General features: G+C 39.7%; 20 protein-coding genes, 1 tRNA gene and 3 pseudogenes. 12 read left to right on the forward strand and 12 right to left on the reverse strand.

Annotation, left to right across the window (positions count from 1 at the left end):
• Positions 1–176 precede the first annotated feature (176 nt).
• Both JFY49_RS10990 and JFY49_RS10995 read right to left on the reverse strand, forming a co-directional pair.
• Positions 177–742: pseudogene (locus tag JFY49_RS10990) on the reverse strand (CoA transferase).
• Between the two features lie 142 nt (positions 743–884).
• Complete coding sequence (locus JFY49_RS10995) at positions 885–1,742, reverse strand: SDR family oxidoreductase (RefSeq protein ID WP_200222878.1); 858 nt, start codon at positions 1,740–1,742, stop codon at positions 885–887.
• A gap of 127 nt (positions 1,743–1,869) precedes the next feature.
• Between JFY49_RS10995 and JFY49_RS11000 the strand changes: the two genes are divergently transcribed.
• Together JFY49_RS11000 and JFY49_RS11005 are read left to right on the forward strand one after the other, a co-directional pair.
• Positions 1,870–2,229, forward strand: a complete 360-nt coding sequence (locus JFY49_RS11000) for a winged helix-turn-helix transcriptional regulator (RefSeq protein WP_200222879.1) — start codon at positions 1,870–1,872, stop codon at positions 2,227–2,229.
• 106 nt (positions 2,230–2,335) lie between these two features.
• Entirely contained in the window at positions 2,336–2,776 is a 441-nt protein-coding gene (locus JFY49_RS11005; RefSeq protein WP_200222881.1) for a winged helix-turn-helix transcriptional regulator, read from the forward strand.
• Positions 2,777–2,838: 62 nt separating this feature from the next.
• Here JFY49_RS11005 and JFY49_RS11010 read toward each other — a convergent pair whose 3' ends face one another.
• Genes JFY49_RS11010 through JFY49_RS11025 form a run of 4 tightly spaced genes read right to left on the reverse strand, consistent with a single transcriptional unit; the run spans position 2,839 to position 6,436 of the window.
• Complete coding sequence (locus JFY49_RS11010; protein WP_200222883.1) at positions 2,839–4,089, reverse strand: NADH:flavin oxidoreductase/NADH oxidase family protein; 1,251 nt, start codon at positions 4,087–4,089, stop codon at positions 2,839–2,841.
• A gap of 18 nt (positions 4,090–4,107) precedes the next feature.
• Entirely contained in the window at positions 4,108–4,485 is a 378-nt protein-coding gene (locus JFY49_RS11015; RefSeq protein ID WP_200222885.1) for a helicase, read from the reverse strand.
• Positions 4,486–4,534: 49 nt separating this feature from the next.
• On the reverse strand, positions 4,535–5,398 hold the full coding sequence (locus JFY49_RS11020) for an alpha/beta fold hydrolase (RefSeq protein ID WP_200222887.1): 864 nt from the start codon (positions 5,396–5,398) through the stop codon (positions 4,535–4,537).
• 24 nt (positions 5,399–5,422) lie between these two features.
• Positions 5,423–6,436: an alpha/beta fold hydrolase gene (locus JFY49_RS11025; RefSeq protein ID WP_200224863.1), complete on the reverse strand. Its 1,014-nt coding sequence runs from the start codon at positions 6,434–6,436 to the stop codon at positions 5,423–5,425.
• Between the two features lie 48 nt (positions 6,437–6,484).
• Here JFY49_RS11025 and JFY49_RS11030 point away from each other — a divergent pair, with 48 nt between their 5' ends.
• The 6 genes from JFY49_RS11030 to JFY49_RS11055 are packed head-to-tail and all read left to right on the forward strand — an operon-like array spanning position 6,485 to position 11,288.
• Complete coding sequence (locus JFY49_RS11030) at positions 6,485–6,658, forward strand: hypothetical protein (RefSeq protein ID WP_200222889.1); 174 nt, start codon at positions 6,485–6,487, stop codon at positions 6,656–6,658.
• A 13-nt stretch (positions 6,659–6,671) separates the two neighbouring features.
• Entirely contained in the window at positions 6,672–7,475 is an 804-nt protein-coding gene (locus JFY49_RS11035) for an oxidoreductase (RefSeq protein ID WP_200222900.1), read from the forward strand.
• 52 nt (positions 7,476–7,527) lie between these two features.
• Entirely contained in the window at positions 7,528–8,526 is a 999-nt protein-coding gene (locus JFY49_RS11040; protein ID WP_200222907.1) for an NADP-dependent oxidoreductase, read from the forward strand.
• A 14-nt stretch (positions 8,527–8,540) separates the two neighbouring features.
• On the forward strand, positions 8,541–9,548 hold the full coding sequence (locus JFY49_RS11045; RefSeq protein ID WP_200222909.1) for an aldo/keto reductase: 1,008 nt from the start codon (positions 8,541–8,543) through the stop codon (positions 9,546–9,548).
• A 58-nt stretch (positions 9,549–9,606) separates the two neighbouring features.
• On the forward strand, positions 9,607–10,146 hold the full coding sequence (locus JFY49_RS11050; protein ID WP_086196247.1) for a PaaI family thioesterase: 540 nt from the start codon (positions 9,607–9,609) through the stop codon (positions 10,144–10,146).
• A 59-nt stretch (positions 10,147–10,205) separates the two neighbouring features.
• Positions 10,206–11,288, forward strand: a complete 1,083-nt coding sequence (locus tag JFY49_RS11055; protein ID WP_200222911.1) for an alkene reductase — start codon at positions 10,206–10,208, stop codon at positions 11,286–11,288.
• Between the two features lie 339 nt (positions 11,289–11,627).
• On the opposite strand, the pseudogene JFY49_RS11060 reads toward JFY49_RS11055, so the two are convergent.
• Positions 11,628–11,972, reverse strand: a pseudogene (locus tag JFY49_RS11060) (short-chain dehydrogenase/reductase); the annotation flags it as partial.
• On the opposite strand from JFY49_RS11060, the pseudogene JFY49_RS11065 reads away from it, so the two are divergent.
• Positions 11,966–12,301: pseudogene (locus JFY49_RS11065) on the forward strand (TolC family protein); the annotation flags it as partial. The pseudogenes JFY49_RS11060 and JFY49_RS11065 sit on opposite strands and share 7 nt — an antisense overlap.
• Before the next feature lie 308 nt (positions 12,302–12,609).
• Here the strand turns inward: JFY49_RS11065 and JFY49_RS11070 are convergent.
• Both JFY49_RS11070 and greB read right to left on the reverse strand, forming a co-directional pair.
• Positions 12,610–12,699, reverse strand: a tRNA-Ser gene (locus JFY49_RS11070).
• A 90-nt stretch (positions 12,700–12,789) separates the two neighbouring features.
• Positions 12,790–13,284 carry a transcription elongation factor GreB gene (greB, locus tag JFY49_RS11075; RefSeq protein WP_166167429.1) on the reverse strand — a complete coding sequence of 165 codons (495 nt, stop codon included), beginning with the start codon at positions 13,282–13,284 and terminating at the stop codon, positions 12,790–12,792.
• A 363-nt stretch (positions 13,285–13,647) separates the two neighbouring features.
• On the opposite strand from greB, the gene JFY49_RS11080 reads away from it, so the two are divergent.
• Positions 13,648–14,757, forward strand: a complete 1,110-nt coding sequence (locus JFY49_RS11080; protein ID WP_200222918.1) for a transglycosylase SLT domain-containing protein — start codon at positions 13,648–13,650, stop codon at positions 14,755–14,757.
• 98 nt (positions 14,758–14,855) lie between these two features.
• Here the strand turns inward: JFY49_RS11080 and JFY49_RS11085 are convergent, their stop codons facing one another.
• Positions 14,856–15,239 carry an SCP2 sterol-binding domain-containing protein gene (locus JFY49_RS11085; protein WP_086196256.1) on the reverse strand — a complete coding sequence of 128 codons (384 nt, stop codon included), beginning with the start codon at positions 15,237–15,239 and terminating at the stop codon, positions 14,856–14,858.
• 225 nt (positions 15,240–15,464) lie between these two features.
• Complete coding sequence (ttcA, locus tag JFY49_RS11090; protein ID WP_200222925.1) at positions 15,465–16,385, reverse strand: tRNA 2-thiocytidine(32) synthetase TtcA; 921 nt, start codon at positions 16,383–16,385, stop codon at positions 15,465–15,467.
• A 499-nt stretch (positions 16,386–16,884) separates the two neighbouring features.
• Here ttcA and JFY49_RS11095 point away from each other — a divergent pair, with 499 nt between their 5' ends.
• Both JFY49_RS11095 and htpX read left to right on the forward strand, forming a co-directional pair.
• Positions 16,885–17,751 (forward strand): lytic transglycosylase domain-containing protein, encoded by an 867-nt coding sequence (locus tag JFY49_RS11095; RefSeq protein ID WP_200222926.1) that lies wholly within the window; start codon positions 16,885–16,887, stop codon positions 17,749–17,751.
• A gap of 135 nt (positions 17,752–17,886) precedes the next feature.
• Complete coding sequence (gene htpX / locus JFY49_RS11100; RefSeq protein WP_166167439.1) at positions 17,887–18,792, forward strand: protease HtpX; 906 nt, start codon at positions 17,887–17,889, stop codon at positions 18,790–18,792.
• 153 nt (positions 18,793–18,945) lie between these two features.
• Here the strand turns inward: htpX and JFY49_RS11105 are convergent, their stop codons facing one another.
• The gene (locus JFY49_RS11105) at positions 18,946–19,533 is read right to left on the reverse strand and encodes a DUF4112 domain-containing protein (protein ID WP_180176567.1); all 588 of its coding nucleotides are present in this window, start codon (positions 19,531–19,533) and stop codon (positions 18,946–18,948) included.
• Between the last annotated feature and the right edge of the window lie 122 nt (positions 19,534–19,655).

Consider the following 19,655-nt stretch of genomic DNA (forward strand, 5'->3'; position numbering starts at 1 on the left):
CTTAGCACTACATCTGACCAAGCACCTTGTAGGTATCGCTTTCTTGCATTGGATAATTTCACAAACACCATGATGCATAAAATGGATGTCATCTTTCCTTGCAACAAAAAAGGACCGAATGCTTTAACATTCCGGTCCAACAGAAGCAAAACCAATATGGATCACAAGAATGCTGCTTAAGCTACCTCTCCATCAATAATGCCTTGCAATTTTAAGGCACGCAGCTCATCTGTCATTTTAAAATGTGACAGAATCTGTTGAGTATGTTCACCCAACTGTGGTGGTGCATTGCGATATTCTACCGGTGTATCTGAAAGTTTGATTGGCGAAGCAATCACTTTGAAATTTTCATTCAAGGCATGTGGTCCATCCTGACCAAAACCGGTAATCGAGTAATAGACCACATTGGGATTCAGTGCACTTAAACTTGCATAATCAAGTCCATATTTTGCCAGTAAGCCCGCTTTATAGTTTTCAATGACTACATCAGCAGTTTTGACAATTTCCCGAATAATTTCTTGACCTTGAGCCGAGGCAATATCAACAGAAACCGAATATTTATTGCGATTAGCACACTGAAAATAGCCAGATTCACGTGTGGCATGCCCTGCTGGTCTGGCATCCATGATGGTCCCCACATGCGGGTATCATCTCCTACCTGTGGACGTTCAATTTTAATGACTTCAGCACCTAAGTCTGCAAGAATTTGCCCACACCAAGGACGAAATGTTTGAATAAGAATATAGTTTAATTTGAATAACGTTGTTTAAACTGCATTGCACTATATTCCAAATACGTATCCAAAGAATCCAATTTAATCCAATGTTTAAAGACCTAAATCATAAAAATTTAAGCCTTTTTTAGATAAGAATTATAGCGCTGACTTAAGATAAAAATTCTTTAATAGTTTCTTGCATACTTGTAGTGGGACGACCAATTAACTGGTGCAGGTCTTTGCTATCACTATATAAAGCGTCTTTAGATACGCCTTCATCTGAATCTGCCAAGATACTCGCAAAACCTTCTGGTAAACCCATTTGTATCAAGAGCGCTTTATATTCCTCTTCCGATAAATCTTGGTAAGTTACATCTTTTTTACTGATTTCACTTGTCCATTTTGCTACGTCATCAAGGCTGTAACTTGTATCACCAGCAAGTTCATAAACTTTATTTTCATGCCCTTCTTGAGTTAATACTACAGCAGCAGCTGTTGCATAATCTAAACGTGAAGCAGAAGCAATTTTGCCGTGATGCGTTGCCCCGAAAATTTTGCCCTGCTCAACTGCTTGTACAAGTCCCATTGCATAGTTTTCGCTGTACCAGCTATTACGTAGTAGTGTATGTGGAATATTCGCTGCTTTTAAATATTGTTCAGTCTCAACATGCTCTTGTGCCAATAAAAGCGGTGATGTATCTGCTTTTAATAAACTCGTATAAGCAATAAATTTTAAGTTTGCAAGTTTTGCTGCATGAATAACATTCTGGTGTTGTACTGTCCGTTGACCAATTTCACTCGATGAAATTAATAAAAGCCGATCGACACCTGCCAATTGAGCTGAAAGTTTATCTGCATCATGTCCATAATCAAAAGCACGGACTTCGATCCCTTTTGAACTTAGTTCTGATGCTTTTTCTGGATTACGCACTAATGCCACAATATTTTTTGCCTCAGTTCGTTCGAGTAATTGAGAAATAATAAGTTGGCCGAGCTGACCTGATGCACCAGTAACTGCGATACGCATGATGAACTCCATCTGATGTAGTTGATATAATTTAATCATCCTAGTACCATACCTAACTAAAAGTAAGTACTTACCTAAAGGTAAGTTTAAAAACAAATGTAAAATTTTGTAATTAAGGTATTATGCGATGAAAGGATACGTTTTTTCAGCAGATTGTCCGTCTCGAAAAATTTTGTTAACACTGACTAGTCGTTGGAGTGTCTTGATTTTAGTTGCGCTTAGAGACCAACGTCTGCGTTTTAATGAATTAAAAAAAATAATTGATGGCATTAGTGAAAAGATGTTGGCTCAAACCTTAAAAATGCTTGAGCAAGATGGTTTTATCTTACGTCAGGATTATGCAGAAATACCGCCTCGTGTAGATTATCAATTAACAGAGTTTGGACGAGAGGCTGCTGAACGACTCTTTGATTTAACTACTTGGCTTGAAAATAATTTATCTAAATTATTAGAAAATCAGCCTAGTACAGACATAGTTCGGAACTGACTTGGGAAACAAAAGCATTCTCCTATGTTAAGCATTCAAACTGGCTTAGCTTAGCACCTTATGTTAGTATTTTTTTAGTAGTTACTATTGGTTTTATTAATTCGATATGAGTAAAAATAGCAATCTTGAAGTCTGCCCAATCGCTAGAAGTCTTTCTGTTCTAGGCGATGCGTGGAGTATGTTGATTTTACGTGATGCTCATGCGGGTTTCACACGTTTTGATCAGTTCCGTAAAAGTTTAGGTATTGCACCAACCATGCTAACTAAACGTTTGTCTGTTTTAGTAGAGGAAGGCTTACTCGAAAAGAGACAATATTCTGAACATCCGCCGCGTGAAGAGTATCTATTAACTCAAGCAGGTCAAGATTTTTTACCAGTTCTGTTTGTGATTGGTGCATGGGGCAAAAAATATAAGCCCTTTGAACAACCCGAAAAAATGGTGACTTTTCTGGATGCAGAACAAGGCACTGAAATTAAGCCGATTGTGATTGATCAAATCACTGGTGCCGAAATTGGTACTCGCCCTATTCGCCAAAAAACCGAATAAGATTTTAAATAAAAAGCACTCAATTAGAGTGCTTTTTATTGGGCTCATATAAATTAAATCGGTTATTTTGCCCGTGCCCGTTGGGTTGCATACATTCCCCAACCACTACGTAAAATCGATTTAATAAATGCCCATAAACCACTTTCATGAGGTTTTGGTTCTTTAGCTTTACCCATACGTTTTAATTGTTGGGTGTACCAAAGTACTTCCATAATACCTAGACTATCGACCTTCTTAATGCCTGTTTTGATTGGATGCACCGACTGAAGACCATTTTTGCCTGCCAGCAAATATTTAGGTACATCAGGTTCAATCGCCATAATTCTTGCAATCCCAATAACATCACACGCTTGAGACTGCAAAGCTTGGTTCATGCCTTCTACGGTCCGAAAACCACCTGTAACCATGAGTGGAGTTTTTACAAGTTTTCTTACCTTTTCTGCGAAATCAATAAAGAAAGCTTCACGGGCAATAGTCGAAGCTTTTTGTGGTGCTTTGGCTACGCCAGATTCATAAGTACCGCCTGATATTTCTATAAGGTCAATGCCTGCATCTGCTAAAGCCTGAATGGTTTCTAAGGAGTCCTGTTCGGTAAAGCCGCCTTTTTGAAAGTCTGCCGAGTTTAGCTTAATCGCAATGGGAAACTCTTTACCGACTTGTTTGCGGATTTCTGCATATACTTCCATTAAAAAACGACGGCGTTTTTCAGGTGTACCGCCCCATTCATCATTTCTTAAATTATGTAAAGGCGATAAAAACTGATTAATCAGATAACCATGTGCAGCATGAATCTCAACGCCACTAAATCCAGCCTTTTTACAGATCGCTGCGCTACGACCAAAACGCTGAATAATATCGATAATCTCTGTATGTGTGGCTTCATCAGGCGTCGCAAATAAAGATTGCATTTCTGGCCCAAATGGCACTGCCGATGCAGAAATAGTACGGACATTTAATCCTTTGGTTGATTGTTTTCCCGGATGATTTAACTGTGCCCACAATTGAGAACCTTGCACGGTCACGGATTTTGCCCATTTTTGCAAAATCGCAAAATCACGCTCATCCTCGACTACCACATTACCAGCCTCACCTAAGGCACGTCGGTCAATCATAATGTTGCCACTGATGATCATCCCAATTCCTGATGCAGCCCAGCGCTGATATAACCGCACATGTTTTTCGGTTGGATTATTTGAATAGCTAGCCAAGGTTTCACTGGTTGCAGCCTTCGCTAGTCGGTTTGGAATGCTAAAGCCATTTGGCAACGTTAAAGGCTGATTCAAGAGATTGGTTTCTAATTGCAGTTGAGTCATGGTCTTCTCTCACACAGTTCAAGATGGTTTTGAATGAGGCTGAATAAAGTCCACTAAACTTTGAAACCACATCACATCCACAAAATTTCCGCTAATGACAAGGTCTTGTGTTTTAAGTGCAGTTAAAAACGTATTCATGCTGTCTTTAGCAGACAATACGGCGAATCCTTTACTCGCAGTCTTAAATGTAAAAATAAAACTAGGTGACTTGGTTAGCCCAGAGTAAGAGTTAATCTTGCCATTCTTGACTTCAAAATAGCGCCCTTCACCACTTGCCGTCTGAATCTGAAAGGTGACATTTTTGTCATTCACATAAGCCGCACATTTCGGATTCTTTTTTACCGCACGCTGCATGAGCTTGGTGAGCATCCACAGCAACAATTTAAATTTCATCATCTTTTGTCTTCTTGATTCATCAAATTAACTGGACAGAACTCAAAAGCATTTATTCATCTAAAAACTGGATTGCATGCTTTACAAAGCGTTCAGGGTATTGAAATTGAGCGCCATGTCCTGCGTCTGGATAGATAAATAGCTGCGCGTTTGGAATGTTAAGTGCCATGTGATAGGCATTGATGGTCGGAATCATCACATCATCAACACCATTTAAAATGAAAGTTGGTTGTTTAATCTCACGTAAATGCGCAAATGGATCTTGTTCATCAAGTTTAGGTAAAAAATGCATATTGGCTTCGATTTGTGCCTGCATGACTTCAACTGAGCTTGGTGTATCTTGATTGTTGCGTTCATGTCGACGTTGCCAAAAATCACGACCTGCTTGAATCGCGGCTTTTGATCGACCAAAAAATAAAAAGAGAAAGTCTTGTTCAGAAGGCACAGCACTGGTGGCATGTTTCAATACCAACGTAGCCACTTCTGGATCGTCACCGCGTGGTTTACCGCCTCTTGGCCCCGTACCTAAAAGCATCAGCTTTCTTACAAGTTCAGGATGACGGCGTACTAAATCTTGTGCCTGAAACCCGCCGAGTGAAAAGCCTAATAAATCAACTTGTTTTAAGCCCAATGCACGAATGACTGCTGCTGCATCATCGGCCATGTCTTCAATTCGAATTCGTGGTTGCCCTGTAGATGAAGCAACGCCTCGACCATTAAACAAAATGACTTCACGCCCTTGTGCCAAACCATTGGTAATGATTGGGTCCCAATTGTCTAAACCACCTCGAAAGTGTTGAAGAAAAAATAGCGGTGGTTGCCCTGTGTTTGAGTTACCCCATCGACGATAGGCAAATTTTGCTCCATCTACTTCAATCAATTGGGTCTCGGCTGTTTGGTGTGTAATTGTTGTCATCGTCATTGTCCTAAATTTAAGTTCTTATTTATTTAAGAATGTAAGTGACTGTTTTACAAAATCTTCATGGAACTGAAAAATTCCGCCATGGCCAGCATCGGGGTAAATAACAACAGAGCTATTTGGCAAACGTTTTGCCAAATCATAGGTGTTCACGGTTGGGACCATTCGGTCATGATCACCATTAGCAACTAACACAGGTTGTTGAATCACAGAAAGGTCGGAAGGTTTCTTACTTCCCCATTTTTTGAGTGCTTTAAGCTGAGCACGATAGGCAGAAATGGTGATTTCTTTATCGCGGTTTTCGGTACGTTCGTTAATACGTTGAATAAACTGTTTTGCAGCAGCTTTACCATTTTCTGTACGTGTGAAGAAAAGATAAACCTTAGGGTCTTGACCGGTAGCCATTCCACGGACTAAATCCCAATTAGAAATTCGCCCTACGGTACTAATGCCTGTACCTCCCGCGGGGCCAGTTCCCGACAAAATCATTTTTCGAACTAAATTCGGCTGCTTCAAAGCAATCTCTTGTGAAATCATGCCGCCCATCGAGAAGCCAAATAAATCAACTTGCTTAAAGCCTTTTGCTTGAATGAAAGTAATCGCATCGTCTGCCATTTGCTCAATTGACTGGGCTGGTTTACCTGTAGAAGCACCGACCCCACGATTATCAAACACCACCACATGATGTTTAGCGGCAATTCCATCAATAATTCGTGGGTCCCAATTATCTAGAACAGCCGCCAAGTGATTTAAGAAAATGACAGGTGTTCCACCGTTCTGTTGACCATATTCTTGGTAAGCGAAGTTAACGTCACCTGCACGAATAAATTGAGTGGGTACATTCTTCCAATTTGTATCTTGCTGAGCGTTTTGCCCTGCTTGCGGATTGCTAACAGCACTTGATAACACTTTATGTGGCTGAATTGATGGTTCACTAAAAGAAACCAATGACACAACTTCTGCCTGAGTTAAGGGAGCACTAAAAATAGATATCGCCGTCAAACTCATAGCAACTGTATTTAATAAAAACTTCATTTCTCTAATCCTCAAATTTAATTCATTGATCTGATTCATCTGTTTTTTATGAGTGATCTTTTAAAGGGAGAAAAGATAAAAAACAGAGTTAGTATCGATTTAATACTAACTATACACAGGCAAAAATGTATTGTCACTATCTTTTTAGTAGTAACTATTTTATTTTTAGATTATGATGAAAAAATCAAGCCGGAATTGATTGGTTCAGGCGACAAAGTTTAAGTAAGGAACATGTATGACCAGCAGAGTAGTTCTCATTACAGGCGCATCATCGGGTATTGGGTTAGCAACCGCAGACCTTTTACATGAGGCAGGATTTATTGTTTATGGCACAAGCCGACAAGCAAAAAACTCATCAAACTATAAATTTCATCTGATTGAGTTAGATGTAAATCAAGACGACTCCGTCACTCACGCCATTGAAAAAGTGATTGCAAATGAAGGCCGAATTGATGTCTTAATTAATAATGCTGGGTTTGCAATATCACCCGCTGGTGCTGAAGAAAGTTCAATGCAACAAGCACAGGCTATTTTTGATACTAACTTTTTCGGTGCCGTTCGAATGACTCGCGCAGTTATTCCACACATGCGTCAGAAAAACTCAGGACTTATTTTAAATATCAGTTCGATTCTTGGACTTGTGCCTATGCCTTTTGGCGCTCTTTATGCTGCATCTAAACATGCACTGGAAGGTTATTCTGAATCTTTAGACCACGAGTTAAGATCACAAGGCATTCGTGTATCTCTGATTGAACCTGCTTATACCAATACTTCTTTAGGATTAAACTTACTTGAAGCAGACAATAAAGTTTCTTTTTACGATCAAATGCGTGAAAAGTTACATCGACAAATGATTAGCTCTATAAATAAGTCAGATGACCCACGTGTGGTTGCCCATACCATTTTAAATGTCATTGAAAGTCAACATGTTTTACCACGCTACACAGCAGGTAAAACTGCAAAAAACTTAAAAGCATTACGACGCTTTGCTCCTGTAAAAGTCTTTGACAAATTAATTCAGCGAAATATGAAGGTGTAGTACAGAACCAAAATCTAAAACATTAAAAAGTTCAAAACAATAGAGGTTCCAAATGAAAGCAGCTTATATAACCCGCTACGGCAATATTAATGATGTACAAATTGATGAACAACCGAGACCATCTCTAACCGAAAATGCGGTTCTTGTTAAAGTGCATGCAGCCAGTATTAACCCACTCGACTTAAGAGTTTTAGAAGGTGAATTTAAAGCAATTCTGCCCGTCCGATTTCCTTTCATCTTAGGCAATGACTTTGCAGGTACTGTCGTAGAGGTAGGCTCGAAGGTGTCGCAATTTAAAGTCGGAGATGAAGTCTATGCCAAGACCGATCTGAATGGTGCTTTTGCAGAATATACAGTCGTTCAACAGTCATCACTAGCGCTTAAGCCACAAAATATTTCGATGGAACTTGCAGCGTCTCTCCCGCTTGTTTCCTTGACTGCATGGCAAGCCTTGGTCGAAATTGCGAAAGTTAAAGCAGGACAAAAAGTATTAATTCATGCTGGTTCAGGCGGTGTCGGGTCAATTGCGATTCAGCTTGCCAAACATTTAGGTGCTACGGTTGCAACCACGACAAGTGAGAAAAATATTCCTTGGGTCAAAGCATTAGGTGCAGATACGATCATTGACTACAAAACGACTGATTTTGAGCAAGAACTTAAAGACTACGATGTAGTTCTAGATACTCAAGGTGGAAAAATCTTAGAAAAATCACTGAACGTTCTTAAACGCGGTGGACGTCTTATTAGTATTTCAGGACCTCCCGATCATGCTTTTGCAGAGGCAGTTAATCCAAACTGGTTTCTAAAATGTGTTATTCCGCTTTTAAGTTGGTCAATCCGGCATAAAGCAAAAAAACGCGATATTTCCTATTCATTTCTGTTTATGCAGCCGAATGGTCAACAGTTATCTGAAATTTCAAAATTAGTCGAGTCTGGAAAAATAAACCCAGTGGTCGATAAGACTTATACATTTAGCGAGATTAAAGATGCTTTCCACTATGTAAATACTGGACGGGCAAAAGGCAAAGTCATTTTAAAAATTTCTGAATAAAAGTGGAGATAAATATGAATTATCAATTATTTGGTCAAACAGGTTTAAATGTTTCACAAATTGCTTTAGGGACTGGTAACTTTGGCACAGGTTGGGGGTATGGTTCCTCACAAGAAGACGCCAAATTAGTATTGGATGCATATCTGGATGTAGGCGGCAATTTTATAGACACAGCAGATGTTTATCAATTTGGACAATCTGAGCAAATTCTAGGTGACTTATTACAAGGTATTCGCCACGAGGTTGTCTTAGCCACTAAATTTTCGGATGGTGCTTCGCTTGATACCAATCAACTACATAAAGGAAATAGCCGAAAAGCAATGCTTTATTCAGTTGAGCAAAGTCTACGCAGATTGAAAACGGATTATATTGATCTTTACTGGGTACATCATCCTGATAATGTTACACCGAGCGAAGAAATTCTAAGAGGGCTAGAGGATTTGGCTCGTGCCGGAAAGATTCTCTATGCAGGTTTATCAAATTTTCCAGCATGGCGACTATCTCGTGCAGCAACTATTGCAGAACTTAAAAATACAGTGCCTATTGCAGCGGCACAATTCCAACATAGTTTGGTCTATCGTGAGCCTGAAGCCGATTTAATTCCAGCTTCTCAAGCATTAGGATTAGGGATGGTGACATGGTCTCCTTTAGGTGGAGGAATGCTTACGGGTAAATATCGAAAGGGTGAAAAAGGCCGTGAAGAGGGTTTTGGCGGTAAGGTTTTTCAGCAAGAAAACTCGATTCAACGTACAGCAATTTTAGATGCAGTGCTTTCAATTGCTAATGAATTAAATGTATCTGCTGATCAGGTGGCGATTGCTTGGGCAGGTACACATGGAACTGTGCCAATTATTGGTCCAAAATCTCTACAACAAGCAAAAAGTAATTTAGGAGCAATTGATGTTGTATTGTCACCTGATCAAATCCAACTACTCGATTCAGTCAGTCAAATAATAACTTCAGATCAAAAGCGATTACCTATATTAAATATTGATGTAAAGCATAAAGCCATTATTGCTTAAATTTTAGTCACTATATTAGACATTCTCAATTCTTAGTATTCAAACTGGACTTATAGTTATGGAAGTAAATGACGTTCTCAAAGAATGGGAAGAAACTGAACAGAAAATTCTTAAGCATCTAGGCCCACCAGATTCTGTGCACTTATCAGAGTTAACTCAACGCTCAGGATTAGAGGTTTTTGAGGCTATTTTTTCTGGTGAGCTTCCCTCACCTCCAATTGGAGAAACGCTCGACTATATTCCTGTGCATATGGAATATGGGATTGCAGTCTTTCAAGGCCGACCACAACGCAAACATTACAATCCATTAGGTAGTGTGCATGGGGGCTGGTTTTGTACTTTACTTGATTCAGCTGTTGCTTGCGCTATTCATACTACACTCCCTGCTGGGAAAGCTTATACCACGCTTGAACTCAAAGTAAATATGGTACGTGCACTAACAGATGCGACCCCTCTTGTACGAGCAGAGGGAAAAATCGTCCATGTCGGACGCCAAACAGCGACTGCTGAAGGACGAATAATAGGGCCTGATGGAAAATTATATGCACATGCGACAACGACATGCCTTATTTTCGATGCTCCTGAAAAAACATCATAACAAATTTTAAAAACGCAGATTTTTTGATTCAACATCATTATTAAATTTAGAGGTGTAACATGACAGATAAAACTCTTTTTAGTTCCTATCAATTAGGCAACATTGAACTCAACAATCGTATTGTAATGGCTCCACTCACACGCAACCGCGCAGGGAAAGGACTTATACCAAGTGAGTTTGCTGCTGATTATTATGCTCAGCGTGCTAGCGCAGGTCTTATTATTACAGAAGCGACCCAAGTTTCTCCACAAGCTCAAGGATATCAAGATACACCTGGGCTATACACGACTGAACAAATTGATGCTTGGCGAAAAGTAACAAATGCCGTACATGCAAAGGGTGGAAAAATCTTTGTTCAATTATGGCATGTTGGGCGAATTTCTCATGTTGATTTGCAACCTAATGGGGCAAGTCCTGTCGCCCCGTCAGCGATTCGGGCAGACACAAAGACTTTTGTAAATAATACATTTACTGAAGTATCTGAACCCCGAGCATTAGAATTATATGAAATTCCCGCCATTATTTCAGATTTCCGCCAAGCGGCAGCGAATGCCATTACTGCTGGATTTGATGGTGTTGAAATTCATGCTGCGAATGGATATTTACTAGAACAATTTATAAAAGATGGTGCCAACCAACGTACTGATATATATGGTGGATCTATCGAAAATCGAGCACGATTATTACTTGAAGTGGTTGAAGCTATAGTCAGTGAAATTGGTGCTCATCGAACAGGTGTCCGTATATCTCCTGTATCTCCTGCTAATGCTATAAGTTGTAGCGATCCTCAACCTCAGTACAATTACATTACTGAACAACTCAATCAACTCGGTATCGTCTATTTGCATGTCGTTGAAGGTGCTACAGGCGGACCACGTAACATAGCGCCTTTCGATTACTCTGCTATACGCAACCGTTTTGAGCAGACCTATTTAGCCAATAATGGTTATGATTTAGAACTTGCGAATGCTCACCTTGAATCTGACGAAGCTGACCTATTTGCTTTTGGAAAATTATTTATTAGCAATCCAGACTTAGTTGAACGTTTAAAACACGGCCTTCCATTGGCTGAGTTAAATCCGGCAACATTGTACGGTGGAGGGGCGGAAGGTTATACCGACTATCCCAGCTATATAGGTTAATGCATATAACGACTAACAGTGAATATTGTCTCGATGTAGTTATTCATTATTAATAAATGACTTGTATTGAGGTTTTCTCAGCATTTGTATAAATAATTGATATGATCTTTGGCAAAAAATAAAGGAGGTAAATTACCTCCTTTTGCTAATTCAAAGCCTGTACCGACTGTTGCAACCGTTGCTGAATATCCTCAATAAAAACATTATATTGTTTAAATTAATCGATTTTTAGCCTCTAACTGACTTAGAATTTAAATAAAAATCATCGACTGTATCCAATCCCTCCTCAGAGTTTACTCTTCTGATAGATCTGATTTATTGAAATAAATAAATTAAAATTTAACTCAAACCAAAAGTCTTTCTAATACTTTTATCAACTGGGCCACTCGGCATAAATCGACGCAATTTACTTAATAAAGAGGCTTGCCCAGATGGTGTACGGCGCATTTGCCAATTATTGAGTGCCGCTGTAACAATTGTCTCAGCAACACTATCGGGCTGAGGTGCTTGATCAATCTGTTTTAAGATGGCATGAGTAGCTAAGTTGCGCTCATTGTCATATTCAGGAATTTTAGAACTTGCTAAAGGGCTATTCTTATCCAAATTGGTTTTAGTAAATGAAGGCTGAACAATTGATACACGAATTCCAAATTGGCGAAGCTCATGATCTAAAGACTCAGATAGCTAAAGGGCAAGAAGCTGAAATGCTTGCAGCCTATCAATTAGCCGTCTTACATGCAGCAGAAGATGTAGAAAATTCTTTAACAACCCTGTCCAAACAACAAGAGCAGTTAATCGCTCTTCAAGATGGAGAAAATGCATTAAAGCATGCACAGAAAATTGCTCTAATTGCCTATAAAAAAGGGATTAACAGTCGAATAGAAGTATTAAAAGCAGATTCAAATGCTTTGCAATTTTCAGATAGAAAGCTTCAAGCACAAACTGATTCAGCCCTTGCCGCTGTAGCAGTTTACAAATCTCTGGGTGGCGGCTGGCAACCTCAAAAATTTTAAGACAACCCTATTGCAATTGTAGGCACATAATTCATAAAACGAGAATCTGTTATGCTAGAACAATCCGTACGCCAGTCTTTAAGTACACACGATTTAAATCATGCCATCTTAAACGCCCCAATTCCCCTTGTAGTGGCATTATAAATATAGTTTGCTTTAGACAGCATTTTTTAAACTGCATTCCTTTATCTTCCGAATACAACTTAACGAAGCCAATTCAATCCAAATTTTAATGTGGGGGTAGGTTGAGAGGTAAAACTACAGATAAAAAATAAGCCCTTGTAAAAACAAGGGCTTATTTAGATATTTGGCGGAAGCGGTGAGATTCGAACTCACGGAGGACTCACACCCTCGTCGGTTTTCAAGACCGGTGCATTAAACCGCTCTGCCACGCTTCCAATGGCGGCTATAATATAAATAAAATTCCATCTTGGCAAATACTTTTCTATATTTTTCTTACCAACCGCTTAAAATAAAAACAAAATTTGTTAATCTGCTGAATTTTCAGGCTTTTCATAACGAATTTCATTCACATACCAGAGTTTTTCACCCGATGGAGTCAGCACCTTTACTTCATCATCTACCTGCTTGCCCAGTAAAGCCCGTGCCATAGGTGAATCAATGGAAATATGCTGTGGATGATGATCATAAATTTCATCTACACCAACGATGCGCAAGGTTTTTTGCTCACCGTCCTCGTTTTCAATATCCACCCAAGCACCAAAATATACTTTGCCCTCTTGCTCAGGTGAAAAATCAATAATTTTGAGCTCTTCTAAACGCTTGCCCAAGTAACGGACACGACGGTCAATCTTGCGTAAAATTTGCTTGTTGTATTGATAATCCGCGTTTTCCGATCGATCACCAAGACTCGCTGCCCAGTTCACTTTCCGGGTAATTTCTGGTCGCTCTTCGTGCCACAAGTATTGTAATTCTGCGACTAATTTGTCATGTCCAGCACGTGTAATTAAGTTAGATTTCATGATGATTTTTGAAGTTTTGCTTACAATTTCTTTACAAGAATGAGCTATTCTATCCCGTATTTACACACAACTAAAGTTTATAAAATTAATTCTTCAATAAAATTAATTTGTTATGCTACATTTTTCTAAAAATTTTCGTACAAAATTTGACAAGTATATTTTTCAGCCTTATTATGCGCCCATGTTTTTAGTTTGCTTAATTTTTAATCTATGTAGAAATTCTACATGATTCTCCTTTTAATCCTATGTCATTTTGAATGACGTCATGACTGCCCAACCCTTATTGAATTTATCAAACTTGTAAAAGTCTGAGGCCTGTTTGCCTTTGCTTTTAGGGCATAAATTACTTGTAGCGGAGACAACATGCACAGTAGTTCAACTTCTGGGGCGAGGCTTTGCCTTAAACCTTTAACTTCTTCTCTCTCGTTAAAAATTCTTGCATTTAGCACCGTGTTATTTCCATTCCATAGTATCAATGCAAGTAAGTCATTCCAGTACGATGCTGTGGTCAGCGGTAAACAGCTCACCGTGGTTTCAGTTGAAAACCCAACCACAGTATTTAAAGATGGCTCGCACCAGCATGGTTTTGGTTATGACCTGGCACGTAACTATGCCAACAGCTTGAATGTCAAGCTGGTGTTTAAAACTGTACCTGATAATGCCACAGCACTGAAATGGGTTTCACAAGGTAAAGCCAACTTTGCCATGACCACTGCAAATATCAGTGAAATTGAACAAAAGCGTTTAACCTCTTTTTCAGCAACCTGTGGTGATATAAGCAGCCTGCAACAGAATGGTCTAAATACCAGCCTGAACTGGGTCTTTAAACATGCAAATGATCCACTTGCCCAAACTGCAAGTGGCTTTGTCTGTCAGGGCAAACAGTCTGGTACAATTCGCCAATTGGCATCGTTCTATAATCAGAATGTGGTACAAGAACATTCATGGGATAGTATCCAACGTGACTTAAATCAGCGTATGCCGATTTATAAAGCCAGCTTTAAAAATACCGCAGCAAAATATGATTTAGATTGGCATTTGCTGGCAGCAATTGGTTATCAGGAATCGTATTTAAAACCGAATTCCGTTTCCCCGACCGGTGTTCGCGGATTGATGATGCTGACCAATAGCACTGCCAAAGCCATGGGGGTGAGTAACCGAACCGATCCGGCACAAAGTATTGAAGGCGGTGCGAAATATTACGACCAGATGTTAAGTCGATTTTCAGATGTCCCTTTGCCTGACCGTAACTGGTATGCGCTGGTTGCCTATAATATGGGACCGGGGGCAGTCGAGCAGATTCAAAACCGCATTCAGGCTCAAGATAAAAATCCGAACAACTGGGTTAACTTGTATAGTTATTTAGAGCGTAACAAGGCCAGCAATGGTCGTTACCGTCAAGCGGTACAATATGTAACCCGTATCCGTGCCTATCTAGAACATATTAAAACTTCAGAGTTAGTAAATATTTAATATCTTTCATAATATCTTCCAGATAAAAAAAGCTTACCCTAGGGTAAGCTTTTTTGTGCTTAAAATAACTTAAGCGATAGTTCTGAAGCAAAAAGCCCTTAAACTGTTTGCTCAAGCACTTTTTTGAATAAATCTTTTTGCTCTTGGCTTGGCTTGGCTGTTTGTAAAGCCATCAATTGAGACATATCGCCTTGAACTTTGATTTTACCAGTCATGAAGGCTTGCATTGCAGCAGCCATATCAAATTCAAGGAACACTTTACGCAGAGTTTCCCCATCCATGTTCAACGTGGTTTTCGCATTTGAAGATAGACCTTTTTTGATTGCACCACCATCAAGAGACAATTCTGTATTGCCTTGAGCATCAGACACCACCAGGTTGATGGCTAAATTTGCCAGTGCAGGTGGCAAGTTTAAATCACCAGCTTGCGCAGTTAATGTTTCTACAGTTGAAAACCAATCATCAGTTAAAAAGGCAGGCATGATCTTTCCTCAATTTATTTGTGCATTTGTGTCGCCTATCCAGACAACATCTTTGTGAAGCTATTTTGCTTGAAGCTTGTTATAGCATGTAAAATTGTTTTCTGCTTAACGTTTTTTGTACGATGCGTTCAATTTTTAAGTTTTTAATACATTTATTAAAGAAATCAGATATATAAAGTTAAATAAAATAGACACCAATGCTAAAATTGGTGTCTAAAAATGCGCTTAGTCCGCAACAAAACCTAAATTAACCATATTGATCCGTTTGTTTTGCCCTTCTTCTTCAGTTGAACAGCTGCCAGTGAAATCAATTTCACGCTGTGCATCTAAAGCTTCAAAGTCAAACAGTTCACGGTCAGCCAATTGTGAAGGCGATACATTCTGCATAGCACCAAAAATACTGTGTAAACGTTTTGGATACTGCTTATCCCATTCACGCAGCATGTCATTAATCATGGCACGCTGTAAATTTTCCTGTGAACCACATAAGTTACACGGAATAATCGGGAACTGGCGCATTTCTGCATATTTGATGATGTCTTTTTCTTCCACATAAGCCAGCGGACGAATCAGGATATTTTTCTTGTCAGATGACAACAGTTTCGGTGGCATGGCCTTTAAGCTGCCACCATGGAACAGGTTCAAGAAGAAAGTTGCCATAATGTCATCACGGTGATGACCCAAAGCGACTTTGGTCGCACCAATTTCTTGAGCAAAGCCATACAATGAACCACGACGTAGACGTGAACACACTGCACAGTAGGTTTTACCTTCAGGCGTCAGTTTTTTAGTAATACTATAAGTGTCTTTTTCCAGAATATAATAAGGAATTTTATTTTCCTCTAAATAACGTGGTAAGACATCTTCAGGGAAACCCGGCTGCTTTTGATCCAGGTTTACTGCAACTACATCAAAGTTGATCGGTGCAATGCGTTTAAATTGCAACAAAATATCCAGCAAGGTATAACTGTCTTTACCCCCAGAAATACAGACCATTACCTTGTCGCCATCTTCGATCATTTTAAAATCACGAATGGCATGACCGACTTGACGGCGAAGCTTTTTCAACAAACGGTAATATGCCGAACTAGTGGGCAGTTCTGGTTTGAAATTAAATCCTTGTTCGGACTCAACTGGCGAGTACATAGACGAGATTTACCCATAAATAAAAATACCGCGTAATTTTATCCGATTCAGTCTGAACACGCACCAAAAGAATGTAATTTCTGCAAATTGTTTATTACTACCCTTTTCATCTAAAACTCTCACGTTTATTTTGACCTGACGAGTTCAGTTTTGAGCCACAATGCTTGCCATTTGTACTTTTCCACAGTTGTCCACAAAACCTGTGGATAACTTTGTGGATTTTAAAACACTTGACAAGGTGTCAGACCTGTTATTTAAGGCTTCTATTTAAATTGATCATTTTTTGATCAATTTAAATATTAATTAAAATCAATTGTTTATATGTGTCAAGTTATCCTGATTAAAAAAAAATTAATATTTTTTTTGATTACTATCTCAACAAACGGTACTTGATTTTTACAAACTATTGGTAAAATTAATGGAGTAATACTTTCCATCTTGTTTTTTTTTGTTAAACTCCACTTGTACTGTTTGGAACACATGTTTTCTATTTATAAAAATGAAAAATAACTTTGTAAAAATTGGACTTTATTTTTTGGGGTGTGTAGCAGTTCAATCTGTTGCAACGACCAGTCATGCCGGCCAGACCATTTATCAATTAAAAGATTCGAATGGTACGACCTTGCTCACCAACAAGAAAAATCGTTACAACCATCTCAAAGTCGAGAAAAAAACGTATTACCCAGACAGCAATATCCATAGTTATAGTAACTGGGGTTCATCCGAAGCTTCGGTACTGCCGAGTTATAGCCGCAATAAAAATGCTTTCGATTCCATTATTAAACAAGCCGCGTCTCAACATGGCATATCTGAAGGTCTGATTAAAGCAGTCATGCATACTGAATCAGGCTTTAATGTCAATGCACGCTCACCTGTCGGTGCCCAAGGCCTGATGCAGCTCATGCCTGCGACGGCAAGACGTTTTAATGTTTCAAATGCCTTTGATCCCTATCAAAATATTATGGGTGGAGCAAAATATTTATCCTGGTTAATGAAACGCTTTAACGGCAATACCTCACTGGTTCTGGCCAGTTACAATGCGGGTGAAGGCAATGTAGCCAAATATGGCGGTATTCCACCTTTCAGAGAAACCCAGGACTATGTCAGACGTGTGAGCAGCCGTTTCAGCAACTTATATGCCAATGGCTTGGGTCATAGTTCGAACTCAACAAAATCTGGTTCCGATGGCGGCAAAATTATTGCCCAATCCAACAATGATAAATCCGCTTCATCACATGCAGCCCGTCGTTATAGTTCACAGCGTCAAATTATCATGGCATCCGATGGCAGTTTCACCGATGCCCCCGGCTCGTATGCCACGGCACATGCAACAGCTTCCGCAAGAATTTCAATTGTTGACAATTAAATTGTTTTAGAAACTGCGCCATTATCGAGTTTTCTTAATTTTTCCTTGAATTTTTAAGACTTACACCTCATATTTAGAAAGATGATTTTTGATTTATAAATCAGATTATTTTTTTATTATAAGAGGATTTTCCCAATGATGCGGATTGGTTTGTTCTTGCTAACCAACCTCGCGGTACTGGTAGTAGCTGGCATTATCTTGTCACTCTTCGGTGTCGGTAGTTACCATGGCGCGGGTGGCTTAAATCTAGGCAACCTGATGGTCATCTGTTTTGTCTTTGGTATGGTTGGCTCTCTCATTTCGTTGTTTATGTCGAAATGGATGGCAAAAAAATCTACCGGGACAGAGTTGATCGACCCCAATGCTCCGCGTAACCAGGCTGAAGCATGGTTATTACAAGAAATTGCGCAATTATCGCAACGTGCCGGCATTAACATGCCAGAAGTGGGTATTTTCCCATCTTATCAGTCCAATGCTTTCGCTACAGGCTGGAATAAAAACGATGCATTGGTTGCCGTTTCAACAGGCTTGCTCGAACGCATGAATAAAGACGAACTTCGTGCGGTGCTTGCGCACGAAATTGGTCACGTTGCCAATGGTGATATGGTCACGCTTGCCTTGATTCAAGGTGTAGTCAACGCCTTTGTCATGTTCTTTGCACGTGTGGTCGGTGACTTTATTGACCGTAATGTATTTGGTCGCGAAGATGGTGAAGCACCAGGCCTGGCTTATTTTGCCATTACCATGGTACTGGATATCGTGTTTGGTATTCTGGCCTCAGCGATTGTCATGTGGTTCTCTCGTCACCGTGAATACCGTGCTGATGAAGCGGGTGCACGTTTAGCCGGTAAACAGGCGATGATTTCTGCGTTACTGCGTTTACAGGCAGAATCAGAATTGCCAGATCAAATGCCGAAAGAAATGAAAGCTTTCTCTATTGCAGAAGGCAAAGAACAAGGTTTCAGCTTGGCTGCATTGTTCCAGACCCACCCTAGTATTGAACAACGTGTGGCTGCATTACAACAGTTAAATTGCCCATAATCTGTTTAGATAGACGGGATATAAAAAGCCTCCATGATGGAGGCTTTTTTGTGGCTAGATCCGCTAATAGACGGTCATTGAAATCAATGATTCACGCCACTTATGAGCGCTATATTGACAGCAATATCGTCGATTGATTGATCTTGCATGACCTTAAATATTCAGTGATTGCCACCATTGCCATAACCAGCCAAGTCCCAGCCATATGGCCATAATTAATAAAATGATAACAATAACGCCCAATAAGTCAGGAAGGTGCAGCCAGATCCAGGCCACGACAGGATTCCGCCAAAATGCAGAAGACTGCTGCTTCTGTTCCAGTCGTTCATGCAAAAAGGGATGGGTGACATGTGACTCACTACGAATCTGATATTCCTCACGAATATGATCATGCACAATGGCTAAGGCTTTACGACTAGGACGAATAAAAACGTCAAAAATCGTTCCAGCAACGGGAATAAAACCGACCACCGCATCCATCATAGCCAATCTCAGCACTGGAGTCAGTTTGCTTTGCGGTACACCAATTTGCTTGGCTTTATAAATGGCATAACAGGTCAATACAAAACCGGCAACATCGCCAGCCACAGGAATGGTACTTAAGGCAGCATCTGCCCCCACACCTTGTTTGGTGAATGGAATCCGTACAACCGAATCCATCATATTCGCGAACTTGGCTAAATCGCGTTCCAAACGTACGACTTCCTGTTGGCTCAATTTTTTTTGTTGTTGCTCTGGCATTGCCACATTCCAAAAAAATAATGATCTAAATAATCGAGATTACATCATGTCTTTTCTACATGCTGTGTATAGATATGATTAATGTAGTGAAAGCCGGCTGAAATCAAGCTACCTCAGCCTAA

This window comes from Acinetobacter sp. CS-2 (genome assembly GCF_016599715.1).
In the GTDB taxonomy this organism is placed as follows: Bacteria; Pseudomonadota; Gammaproteobacteria; order Pseudomonadales; family Moraxellaceae; genus Acinetobacter.

What these genes read in the sequence shown, in the direction of transcription:
- JFY49_RS10995 (WP_200222878.1), bottom strand. Translation starts at nt 1,742, where the DNA reads ATGCGTATCGCAGTTACTGGTGCATCAGGTCAGCTCGGCCAACTTATT.
- JFY49_RS11000 (WP_200222879.1), top strand. Translation starts at nt 1,870, where the DNA reads ATGAAAGGATACGTTTTTTCAGCAGATTGTCCGTCTCGAAAAATTTTG.
- JFY49_RS11005 (WP_200222881.1), top strand. Translation starts at nt 2,336, where the DNA reads ATGAGTAAAAATAGCAATCTTGAAGTCTGCCCAATCGCTAGAAGTCTT.
- JFY49_RS11010 (WP_200222883.1), bottom strand. Translation starts at nt 4,089, where the DNA reads ATGACTCAACTGCAATTAGAAACCAATCTCTTGAATCAGCCTTTAACG.
- JFY49_RS11015 (WP_200222885.1), bottom strand. Translation starts at nt 4,485, where the DNA reads ATGATGAAATTTAAATTGTTGCTGTGGATGCTCACCAAGCTCATGCAG.
- JFY49_RS11020 (WP_200222887.1), bottom strand. Translation starts at nt 5,398, where the DNA reads ATGACAACAATTACACACCAAACAGCCGAGACCCAATTGATTGAAGTA.
- JFY49_RS11025 (WP_200224863.1), bottom strand. Translation starts at nt 6,436, where the DNA reads ATGAAGTTTTTATTAAATACAGTTGCTATGAGTTTGACGGCGATATCT.
- JFY49_RS11030 (WP_200222889.1), top strand. Translation starts at nt 6,485, where the DNA reads ATGAGTGATCTTTTAAAGGGAGAAAAGATAAAAAACAGAGTTAGTATC.
- JFY49_RS11035 (WP_200222900.1), top strand. Translation starts at nt 6,672, where the DNA reads ATGACCAGCAGAGTAGTTCTCATTACAGGCGCATCATCGGGTATTGGG.
- JFY49_RS11040 (WP_200222907.1), top strand. Translation starts at nt 7,528, where the DNA reads ATGAAAGCAGCTTATATAACCCGCTACGGCAATATTAATGATGTACAA.
- JFY49_RS11045 (WP_200222909.1), top strand. Translation starts at nt 8,541, where the DNA reads ATGAATTATCAATTATTTGGTCAAACAGGTTTAAATGTTTCACAAATT.
- JFY49_RS11050 (WP_086196247.1), top strand. Translation starts at nt 9,607, where the DNA reads ATGGAAGTAAATGACGTTCTCAAAGAATGGGAAGAAACTGAACAGAAA.
- JFY49_RS11055 (WP_200222911.1), top strand. Translation starts at nt 10,206, where the DNA reads ATGACAGATAAAACTCTTTTTAGTTCCTATCAATTAGGCAACATTGAA.
- greB (WP_166167429.1), bottom strand. Translation starts at nt 13,284, where the DNA reads ATGAAATCTAACTTAATTACACGTGCTGGACATGACAAATTAGTCGCA.
- JFY49_RS11080 (WP_200222918.1), top strand. Translation starts at nt 13,648, where the DNA reads ATGCACAGTAGTTCAACTTCTGGGGCGAGGCTTTGCCTTAAACCTTTA.
- JFY49_RS11085 (WP_086196256.1), bottom strand. Translation starts at nt 15,239, where the DNA reads ATGCCTGCCTTTTTAACTGATGATTGGTTTTCAACTGTAGAAACATTA.
- ttcA (WP_200222925.1), bottom strand. Translation starts at nt 16,385, where the DNA reads ATGTACTCGCCAGTTGAGTCCGAACAAGGATTTAATTTCAAACCAGAA.
- JFY49_RS11095 (WP_200222926.1), top strand. Translation starts at nt 16,885, where the DNA reads ATGAAAAATAACTTTGTAAAAATTGGACTTTATTTTTTGGGGTGTGTA.
- htpX (WP_166167439.1), top strand. Translation starts at nt 17,887, where the DNA reads ATGATGCGGATTGGTTTGTTCTTGCTAACCAACCTCGCGGTACTGGTA.
- JFY49_RS11105 (WP_180176567.1), bottom strand. Translation starts at nt 19,533, where the DNA reads ATGCCAGAGCAACAACAAAAAAAATTGAGCCAACAGGAAGTCGTACGT.